At 62.3% G+C, this 9,370-nt stretch carries 9 protein-coding genes and 1 pseudogene; 8 read left to right on the plus strand and 2 right to left on the minus strand.

All coding sequences use genetic code 11. The annotated features are described in order from the left end of the window. Positions 1-28: 28 nt before the first annotated feature. The 8 genes from ACQY7U_RS16430 (at position 29) to ACQY7U_RS16465 (ending at position 7,906) form a co-directional block, all read left to right on the plus strand. The gene (locus ACQY7U_RS16430; RefSeq protein WP_428646484.1) at positions 29-877 is read left to right on the plus strand and encodes an SDR family NAD(P)-dependent oxidoreductase; all 849 of its coding nucleotides are present in this window, start codon (positions 29-31) and stop codon (positions 875-877) included. A gap of 14 nt (positions 878-891) precedes the next feature. Then, positions 892-1,971, plus strand: a complete 1,080-nt coding sequence (locus tag ACQY7U_RS16435; RefSeq protein ID WP_428646486.1) for a tartrate dehydrogenase — start codon at positions 892-894, stop codon at positions 1,969-1,971. Beyond that, the gene (gene ltnD / locus ACQY7U_RS16440; RefSeq protein WP_428646489.1) at positions 1,972-2,946 is read left to right on the plus strand and encodes an L-threonate dehydrogenase; all 975 of its coding nucleotides are present in this window, start codon (positions 1,972-1,974) and stop codon (positions 2,944-2,946) included. Then, complete coding sequence (gene otnK / locus ACQY7U_RS16445) at positions 2,946-4,196, plus strand: 3-oxo-tetronate kinase (protein WP_428646492.1); 1,251 nt, start codon at positions 2,946-2,948, stop codon at positions 4,194-4,196. The genes ltnD and otnK overlap by 1 nt, the downstream gene beginning before the upstream one ends. Beyond that, complete coding sequence (gene otnC, locus ACQY7U_RS16450; protein WP_428646495.1) at positions 4,193-4,840, plus strand: 3-oxo-tetronate 4-phosphate decarboxylase; 648 nt, start codon at positions 4,193-4,195, stop codon at positions 4,838-4,840. The genes otnK and otnC overlap by 4 nt, the downstream gene beginning before the upstream one ends. Continuing rightward, positions 4,840-5,622 (plus strand): hydroxypyruvate isomerase family protein, encoded by a 783-nt coding sequence (locus ACQY7U_RS16455; RefSeq protein ID WP_428646498.1) that lies wholly within the window; start codon positions 4,840-4,842, stop codon positions 5,620-5,622. The genes otnC and ACQY7U_RS16455 overlap by 1 nt, the downstream gene beginning before the upstream one ends. 113 nt (positions 5,623-5,735) lie before the next feature. After that, the gene (locus ACQY7U_RS16460; RefSeq protein ID WP_428646501.1) at positions 5,736-6,653 is read left to right on the plus strand and encodes a LysR family transcriptional regulator; all 918 of its coding nucleotides are present in this window, start codon (positions 5,736-5,738) and stop codon (positions 6,651-6,653) included. A 113-nt stretch (positions 6,654-6,766) separates the two neighbouring features. Further along, complete coding sequence (locus ACQY7U_RS16465; protein WP_428646504.1) at positions 6,767-7,906, plus strand: alanine racemase; 1,140 nt, start codon at positions 6,767-6,769, stop codon at positions 7,904-7,906. Positions 7,907-8,127: 221 nt separating this feature from the next. Here the strand turns inward: ACQY7U_RS16465 and ACQY7U_RS16470 are convergent, their stop codons facing one another. Together ACQY7U_RS16470 and ACQY7U_RS16475 are read right to left on the minus strand one after the other, a co-directional pair. Next, positions 8,128-9,198, minus strand: coding sequence for an ABC transporter ATP-binding protein (locus tag ACQY7U_RS16470; RefSeq protein ID WP_428646507.1), 1,071 nt, complete (start codon positions 9,196-9,198; stop codon positions 8,128-8,130). Between the two features lie 3 nt (positions 9,199-9,201). Beyond that, positions 9,202-9,370: pseudogene (locus tag ACQY7U_RS16475) on the minus strand (carbohydrate ABC transporter permease); the annotation flags it as partial.

The raw sequence follows: 9,370 nt of genomic DNA on the forward strand, positions 1-9,370 counted from the left end.
ACGGCTAGAAACGACAAAGGACAATCGAATGACACATCCGGCAATCCAGAGCGGCAACGTTGCGGTGGTCACCGGCGGAGCCTCGGGTATCGGACTGGCGGTCTCCTGCAGGCTTGCAAGCCTGGGGCTCAAGGTCTGCCTTGCCGATCTGCCGGGACCCGGGCTTGATGCGGCCGCCGAAAAGGTTCGCGCCGCCGGTGCTCCCGCCGTTCTGTCCGTGCCGACGGACGTCGCGGACGTCGCGGCGCTCAAAGAACTGGAAGCACAGGTCGTCGCGGAATTCGGTCCGGTCAACGTTCTCATCAACAATGCGGGCATGCAGCCCGGCAGTTCCATTTTCGATGCAGAAGACAACTGGCAGCGTATTCTCGACGTGAACATGTGGGGCGTCATCCGGGGTTCGCAGATTTTCGCTCCCGGAATGATTGCGTCGGGAGCACCCGGCCTGATCATCAACACCGGCTCGAAACAGGGGATCACCACACCTCCCGGAGATCCTGCCTACAACGTATCGAAGTCCGGCGTGAAAACCTTCACCGAAGCCTTGCAGCATTCCTTGCGCAACACGGAAAACTGCCGGGTTGAAGCCAGACTGCTGATCCCCGGATTTGTTTTCACGCCACTGACGGCCAACGGCCGCACGGAAAAGCCGGCAGGCGCCTGGACACCGGAACAAACCGCAGACTTTCTGTTCGAGGCTCTTGGCCGGAATGACTTCTACATTCTCTGTCCGGACAACGAAGTCGACAGGGCAACCGACGAAAAACGGATTGCCTGGGCCGCAGGCGACATCACCGAGAACCGGCCGCCGCTGTCGCGCTGGCATCCGGATTTCGGCGATGCCTTCAAGGCGTTTCTGGAACTTGAAAACAAGTGAGCTCCGGAGACGGGATGACCAGGACCTACAGGATTGCAGCCATCCCTGGTGACGGGATCGGCGCGGAGGTTGTCGGTGCCGGGCAGAAGGTGCTGCAGGCACTGGCCAAGCTGGACGGCGGTTTCACGCTGGACATCACCGGTTTCGACTGGGGATCCGAACGCTACCGCCGGACCGGTGCCTTCATGCCGGGCGAGGGAACGGACGTCTTGAGGTCCTTTGACGCGATCCTGTTCGGTGCGGTCGGCGCGCCTGACTTGCCGGATCATTTGAGCCTGTGGGGGTTGAGATTGCAGATCTGCCAGACGCTCGATCAATACGCCAACGTCCGCCCGGCACGCATGCTTCCAGGCATAACGAGCCCCTTGCGAAACGTGGAGGCCGGTGATCTCGACTGGGTGATCGTGCGCGAGAATTCCGAGGGTGAGTATTCCGGTCAGGGTGGCCGCAGCCACCGTGGCCTCGGCTGCGAGGTGGCCACGGAAGTTTCGATCTTCACCCGCGTTGGCATCGAGCGGATCATGCGCTTCGCCTTCGAGCTGGCCCGTTCACGCCCGCGCAAACGGCTGACCGTGGTGACCAAGTCGAACGCCCAACGCCACGGCATGGTCCTCTGGGACGAGATTGCCAGTGAAATCGCTTCCGAGTTTCCGGATGTGGTCTGGGACAGGATGCTGGTCGACGCCATGACGGTGCGCATGACCATGGATCCCGGGTCGCTCGACGTGATCGTTGCGACCAACCTTCATGCCGACATCCTGTCCGATCTGGCGGCGGCGCTTTCCGGATCCATCGGTCTGGCGCCGACCGCCAACCTCAATCCTGAGCGATCGGCGCCATCGATGTTCGAACCCATTCACGGCTCGGCCTTCGATATCACCGGCAAGGGCACGGCAAATCCGATTGCCACGTTCTGGTCGGCGGCGATGATGCTTGAGCATCTCGGTGAAACGGCGGCTGCGGAACGGTTGATGCGGGCTATCGAGCGTGTGACGGCGGACGCTGAAAACCACTCCCCGGATCTGGGCGGATCGGCGACGACCGAAGAGATCACCTCCGCGACAATTCGGGCAATCGGATTGAATGCAACATGAGTGCGCCGGAAGTTCCGGTCTCATCGAACAGGCAAGGCGAAGGGCCGAATTAGGAACGACACGAGGTCAAACGTGATGAAAAAAGAAACAATTACAGTCGTCGGCCTGGGCTCGATGGGAATTGGAATGGCGCAATCGCTGTTGAGGGCGGGGCACAAGGTTCATGGTGTCGATACGGATCCTGCCCGCGTCGACGCTTTCGCCCGGGATGGAGGCCTGGCCACGCCTTTCATGGAAGCCGTTGCAGAGTCTGACATAGTGGTGCTGGTGGTTCTCAACGCCCAGCAGGTCGAAGCTGTTCTCTTTGGTGAAGGCGGGTGCGCGGAGGCGATGCGCAAGGGGGCAGTGATTGTTTCCTGCGCCACCGTTCCGCCGGCCTTTACACGCGAGATGGCTGAGCGGTGCGCTGCTCTCGGCCTTCTGTACCTAGATGCTCCCATTTCCGGCGGTGCTGCGCGCGCATCGCGCGGTGAACTGTCGATCTTTGCCTCTGGCCCGCAGGCCGCCTTCGACCGCGCCTGCCCTGCCCTCGACGCGATGGCCGCCAACCTGTTCGACCTTGGACGCGAAGCAGGCATTGGCAGCGCCATGAAGGCGGTGAACCAGCTTCTTGCGGGTGTCCACATCGCCGCCATGGGCGAGGCCTTGGCCTTTGCCTCGAGCCAGGGTCTTTCTCTTGAGCGGGTCGTGGAAGTGATATCGCAATCCGCCGGGACCAGCTGGATGTTCGAGAACCGCGCCCCTCATGTTGTCGAGGCGGACTATACCCCTCACTCGGCGGTCAACATCTGGCCCAAGGATCTCGGCATCGTCACCGCCATTGCCGGCCAGTCCGGGCTGCCGCTGCCGCTCACCGAAAGTGCGCTTGCCCAGTTCCGCGCCGCCGTCGAGGCGGGCGACGGGCAAGCCGACGATGCCGCCGTGGTCAAGGTCTATGCCCGCGCCGCCGGGCTTGAACTGCCGGGAGGCGTGTGATGCTGCTGGGGTGTATCGGGGACGACTTCACAGGGTCCAGCGATCTTGCGAACACGCTGGCAAAAGCCGGTATGCGTACGGTTCAATATGTGGGCGTGCCGAAAGCTTCCGCGTCGCCGGATGTCGAAGCCGGGGTGATCGCGCTGAAATCGCGCTCGGTACCGCCGGCGGAAGCCGTCGCCCAGTCCCTGAAGGCTCTTGAATGGTTGCAGGCTCAGGGATGCCGCCAGTTCCTGTTCAAATACTGCTCGACATTCGATTCAACGCCGGAAGGCAACATCGGCCCGGTGGCGGAAGCCCTGGCAGAGGCACTCGAGGCCTCCGGGGTTCTGGTCTGCCCCGCCTTCCCGCAGGCTGGCCGGACGATTTATCTGGGGCACCTTTTTGTCCAGGACAGGCTGCTCAACGAAAGCGGCATGGAAAACCACCCGCTCACGCCGATGAGCGATCCGGACCTGCGCCGCTGGCTGGGTTTGCAGACGAAGGGGCCGGTGGGACATATCCCGTTCCAGACTGTCCAGGCCGGACCGGAGGCGATCCGGGAGCGGATGCGGGCGGAAAGCGCCGAGGGCCGGCGGCTGCTGGTGGCCGATGCCGTCAACGACGCGGACCTCGTGGCTCTCGGCCGGGCGGCATATGACTTGCCGCTTGTCACCGGTGGTTCCGGGATCGCTCTCGGATTGCCCGAAAACTTCCGGTTGAAAGGTCTTTTGTCCGGTGAGGACAGCGACTGGGCCGGGCAGCCGGGAAGAGCCGCCGCGCTGTCAGGCTCCTGCTCGAATGCAACCCGGGTGCAGGTGAACCGTCACAGACGGGAGGCCCCGGCTTTCGAAGTGACGGCGGAAGCCCTGATGTCCGGCGCGGTTTCAGCCGCGAAGGTGGCCGACTGGGCGCTCGCGCAAGAGGGCTTGCCGCTCATCTACTCCTCGGCCGAGCCTGAAACCGTGAACAAGGCACAGGCACGTTTCGGCAAGCAGGAAATCGCCACGTCGTTCGAACAGTTCTTCGCTGACACGGCGCGCCATCTGGTGGCTGGTGGTATCAGGCGTCTGATCACTGCAGGCGGCGAAACCTCCGGAGCGGTGGTCGAGGCCCTTGCGCCGAAAGAACTGGCCGTCGGTCCGGAAATCGACCCGGGCGTTCCGGTCCTGCGGGCCTCTCCGGATCTTGTGCTTGCCCTGAAGTCGGGTAATTTCGGCGCCGAGGATTTCTTTGCCAAGGCGGCTAGGCTCATGGAGCGGGGCGCGTGAGCAGTGAGACGAAACTGCGGGAGGATATCTGCTTCTGGGCGGCCTCGCTGTTCCAGCGCGGCCTGACGGGAGGCGCTTCGGGCAATATTTCAGCCCGCACGGAAGATGGCGGACTGCTGGTTACGCCCACCGGCTCAAGTTTCGGCCGACTCGACCCGGCGAGGCTGTCGAAGTTCGATGCCAGCGGCGTCCTGGTGAGCGGCGACCAGCCGACCAAGGAAATGCCGCTGCACTCGGCTTTCTATGAAACCCGGAAAGGGGCCGGGGCCGTCCTGCACCTGCACTCCACCCATTCCGTCGCGCTTTCCATGTTGCCCGATATTGATCCGGACAACATGTTGCCGCCGCTCACTGCCTATTCGATCATGCGGCTCGGCAAGGTGAAACTCCTGCCTTTTTTCGTTCCGGGCGATCCGGCAATGGGCGGTGCGCTGCGCAGCCTCGGCGGCCGCCGTTCCGCGGTCGTTCTCGCCAATCACGGTCCCGTGGTGGCCTCCAGGGACCTCGAGGCGGCCGTCTATGCGATGGAGGAGCTGGAGGAAACCGCGAAGCTGGCGCTTCTCCTGCGTGGAGCTGGCAGTATCGGGCTGACACCGGAGCAGATTTCCGCCGTTGTCACGAAATTTGAAGTGGACTGGGACTGATGACTTTTTCCGCCAACCTGGGTTTTCTTTTCACCGACCTCTCCCTGCCGGATCGCATCCGGGCGGCAAAGGCCGCGGGGTTCGACGCGGTGGAGTGCCATTTCCCGTATGAAACGCCCGTCCAGGAGGTTTTGGCGGCGCTGCAGGAAACGGGGCTGGCGATGCTGGGCCTGAACACGTCTCCTGGCAACCTTGCCGCCGGTGACTTCGGGCTGGCCGCCCTGACAGGTCGCGAAGAGGAAGCGCGGGCGGCCATCGAGATGGCGGTCGATTACGCCGAGGCAATCGGTGCGGGCAATGTCCACGTCATGGCGGGAAAGACCGATGGCGGTGCCGGGGCGAACGCGACATTCAGGGAAAATCTCGGCCACGCCTGCGATCTGGCCGCGAAGTCCGGGATCAACATCCTGATCGAGCCGATCAACCATCGCGACGTGCCCGGCTATCATCTCAGCCTTGTCGAACAGGCCGCTGACATCATCGAAGCTCTTGGCCGTCCCAATCTCAAGCTCATGTTCGATTGCTATCACACCCAGATCATGCAGGGCGATCTGACAGAGCGGCTGCGCCGGTACATGGACATCATTGGTCATATCCAGATCGCGGCCGTGCCGGACCGGGGGGAGCCTGACGCCGGCGAGGTGCATTTCCCGAACCTGATTGCAGCCATTCGCGAGTATGGTTTTACAGGTCCCATCGGCGCCGAATACAAGCCTCGCGGTTCCAGCACCGAGGCAGGACTTGGATGGCTCTCCGCCTTTCGTAAACAGAAGGCGCAATGACCGCGCGCCACCACGAGGTTGAAACACTCCTGCCTGTACTGGAGATAGACATGGCGATGCAGGGAGAGTTTAATCGGGAAATTGCGAAAAATTGAAAGAAAGAACAAAGCCCTATGGAAAGCCGCTGGCTGGAAGACTTCCTCAGTCTGGTTGAAACCCGGAACTTTTCCAGGTCGGCCGAGGCCCGCTATACGACCCAGCCTGCCTTCAGCCGGCGGATCAAGAGCCTTGAGGAATGGGTGGGGGCGCAGCTCTTCAATCGGGCGACGCAGCCCATTTCGCTCACCCCCTCGGGCGAGCGGTTCCGGCCGGTTGCGGAAGACGTGCTTCGCCGCCTCTACCAGGGGCGCGAGGACGCGCGCAGGATCGGCGACGCCTCGCTCAACACGATCCGGTTTTCGGCAACACACAGCCTGTCGCTGAATTTCTTTCCCGGGTGGCTCAGGAAGATCGAGACGAAGAGCCACAGCTTCAACACGCGTCTCGACACGGTGCAGTTCAAGGAATGCATCCAGATGCTGCTGCGCGGCGACTGTCATTTCGTCCTCAGCTACACCCACGCCGCCATCCCCATGAACCTCCCCCACGATCTTTTTGTCGGCAAGGTCGTGCTGAGGGACCGGCTCGTTCCGGTGACGCTTCCGGACTCCTCGGGCCAGCCCATCGACCGCCTGCCGGGCACGGAAGACGAGCCGGTGCATTACCTGGCCTATTCCGAAACATCGGCAATCGGTCAGGTCGTTGAACAGCTGATCGCCAACATCGGCGAACCGGTGCACCTCAACCGGGTTTTCGTTTCGCATATGGCGGCGGTGCTCAAACCGATGAGTTCCGAGGGACGCGGGACAGCCTGGCTGCCGGAAAGTCACATTCAGACGGACCTTGCCGAAGGATCGCTCGTGCTGGCGGGGGACGAGAAGTGGTTCATCCCCATCGATATCCGGCTTATCCGATCCAAGGATCCGTTACCGCTGACCTCGGAAGAGTTCTGGTCGCTGATCGATGTGGAAGAGGATTCCGACTGGGGCTGATGCGAGACAGGCATCGGCCAAGGTCGAGCGCGCATTGGCCGCGCCCGGCAGGTCACTGATAACAAGGCCGGGCAGAGGGTCTGCCTGCGGCCACAGAAAAACGGATGATTGCCATGTCTCTTTCCGAACTCGAAACTCCTTGTCTTGTTCTCGACCGGACCCGCCTTGAGCGGAACTGCGAGCGCATGACACAGCGCTTCGCGGGAACAGGCGTTGCCCTCAGGCCCCACATGAAAACGGCCAAGTCGATCGATGTCGCGCGGATCGCTCTCAAGGACAATTTCGGCGGCATCACGGTCTCGACGCTCAAGGAGGCGGAATATTTCGCCGACAACGGCATCACCGACATCACCTATGCGGTCAGCGTCGTTCCGGACAAGTTTCCCCGGATTGCCGCGCTCATCGACCGTGGGGTCAAACTCACAACGATCACCGATCAGATTGCCATGGCCGAAGAAGTCAGCCGGCGTGCCGTGGAACACGGGATTGTCGTCGACATGCTGATCGAGCTGGACTCCGGCGAACGGCGCGCGGGCGTTCTGGCGGAGTCCGACGAACTGATCGAACTTGGAAAGCGGATGACCGAGCTGCCGGGGTGCAGGCTGCGCGGCGTGATCACCCATGCCGGGAATTCCTATCTGTGCCGCAGTATCGATGAGATCAGGAAGGTCGCCGAGGAAGAGCGGGTCTGCGCGGTGACGGCGGCCCGGCGTTTGCGTGAGACCGGTCTGAATGCCGACGTCGTCAGTGTCGGTTCGACACCCACCGCAACGCATTTCACCTCCCTGGAAGGGCTTACCGAGGTCCGTTGCGGGGTCTATATGTTCGGCGATGTCTTCCAGTCGGAGATCTTCTCCTGCGCAATCGACGATCTCGCTGTTTCGGTGCTCGCGACGGTCATCGGCCATCGCCGCGAAATGAACAGCGTGCTGATCGATGCCGGCGGTCTTGCCTTGTCGAAGGACCGCAGCACCGGGGCAGAAGGCCTGCCCGAAGATATCGGCTTCGGCATGGTGATGGATGTGACCTGTCAGAGACGTATCGACAAGGTCACGGTCGGCCGCGTCTATCAGGAGCACGGCATGCTCGTGTCCGACGGCCCCTTCCCGTTCGATCAGCTTCCCATCGGTTCGCGCGTGCGGGTTTTGCCCAATCATGTCTGCATGACGGCTGCCATGTATGACACCTATCACCTGGTCGACGGAACCGACGACACGGTCACCGGAACCTGGAGCCGCATCAACGGCTGGTGAGACAATGCTGCCCGCAGGGGCAGCTCAGACTGCTGACAAAGGCTTTGTTTCCCAGTACCGGCTTGGCCAAGCGAAGCGCGAGCCGGGACCTGAGGGCTGCAAGCCTCCGATATTCTGCTGATCTTCGACGCCAGGCCATCGATCCCGGATCTTCGCTGCGCCAGGTCCGGAAAAGCGTTGCCTATGTTCGTCGGCAAGCTGCCACTGCGGGTCGGCTTTCCTCAGATCCTCCGGCCGCTTTCGGCGTCGAACAGATGTGTGTTTTCGGGCTGAAACGACATCCGGACCCTTTCGCCGGGCCGAAGCTCACGCCGGTCGCTGAGCACCGAACAGATCGGGACACCGGCCATTTCGGCATAAATCTGAATGTTCGGGCCGGTCGGCTCGATCACGTCGACCCTTGCCTCATAGCCGTCCGCGCCGTCGCTCACCTGCAAATGCTCGGGGCGGATGCCCAGGACAATTTGCTGGCCGTCCGCGGCACCGTCCGTTGAGGGAACCGCGATCCGGGTGCCGTCTTCGCAGACAACATGTGTCTGTCCGTTTTCCTGGTGCAGGCGTCCGGGTATGAAATTCATCGACGGCGAGCCGATGAAGTCGGCGACAAACAGGTTCGCGGGCGTATCGTAGAGTTCCAACGGGGTGCCGATCTGTTCGATCCGTCCCGCATTCATCACGACGATGCGGTCCGCCATCGTCATCGCCTCGATCTGGTCGTGGGTGACGTAGACCGAAGTCGTGCGCAGCCGCTGGTGCAGGGCCTTGATTTCGGTCCGCATCACGACACGCAGCTTGGCGTCGAGGTTGGACAGGGGTTCGTCGAACAGGAACACCTCGGCATCGCGCACGAGGGCCCGCCCCATCGCAACGCGCTGCCTCTGCCCGCCCGAAAGCTGACGCGGCGATCTTTCCAGGTACTTGTCGAGGTTGAGGATATCGGCCGCCTCGCGCACCTTTTTGTCGATCTCTTCCTTCGGCAGGCGCCGCAGGCGCAGGCTGAAGCTCATGTTGTCGAAGACGCTCATGTGCGGATAAAGCGCGTAGTTCTGGAATACCATCGCCACGTCCCGTTGACCCGGCGCAAGGTTCTGACTTTCCCGCCCCCCGATCTCCAGCCGCCCGCCGTCGATGCTCTCGAGCCCCGCGATCATCCTCAGAAGCGTCGACTTGCCGGACCCAGAGGGGCCGAGGAACACTACGAATTCACCCGACTTCACGTTCAGCGACAGATCGTCGATCACCTTCACCTTGCCGAAGCTCTTCGAAACGCGGTCGAGAACGATGTCCGCCATGACTTACCCCTTGATGCCTGCCGAGAGCGTGATCGCCTGCGTCACCCGGCGCTGGAAAAGCAGATAAGCCAGCGCCACCGGAAACCCCGCTAGCACCGCCAGCGACAATTCCCGGGCATAATATATGCCGAAAGCGTCGTTGACCTGCGTAAGGCCCACCGTGATCGTCATC

Source organism: Roseibium sp. (assembly GCF_050301095.1).
Taxonomy (GTDB): Bacteria; Pseudomonadota; Alphaproteobacteria; order Rhizobiales; family Stappiaceae; genus Roseibium.

Coding starts and splice junctions, on each gene's coding strand:
- ACQY7U_RS16455 (WP_428646498.1), top strand. CDS start 4,840: ATGACTTTTTCCGCCAACCTGGGTTTTCTTTTCACCGACCTCTCCCTG.
- otnK (WP_428646492.1), top strand. CDS start 2,946: ATGCTGCTGGGGTGTATCGGGGACGACTTCACAGGGTCCAGCGATCTT.
- ACQY7U_RS16465 (WP_428646504.1), top strand. CDS start 6,767: ATGTCTCTTTCCGAACTCGAAACTCCTTGTCTTGTTCTCGACCGGACC.
- ACQY7U_RS16435 (WP_428646486.1), top strand. CDS start 892: ATGACCAGGACCTACAGGATTGCAGCCATCCCTGGTGACGGGATCGGC.
- ACQY7U_RS16470 (WP_428646507.1), bottom strand. CDS start 9,198: ATGGCGGACATCGTTCTCGACCGCGTTTCGAAGAGCTTCGGCAAGGTG.
- ACQY7U_RS16430 (WP_428646484.1), top strand. CDS start 29: ATGACACATCCGGCAATCCAGAGCGGCAACGTTGCGGTGGTCACCGGC.
- ACQY7U_RS16460 (WP_428646501.1), top strand. CDS start 5,736: ATGGAAAGCCGCTGGCTGGAAGACTTCCTCAGTCTGGTTGAAACCCGG.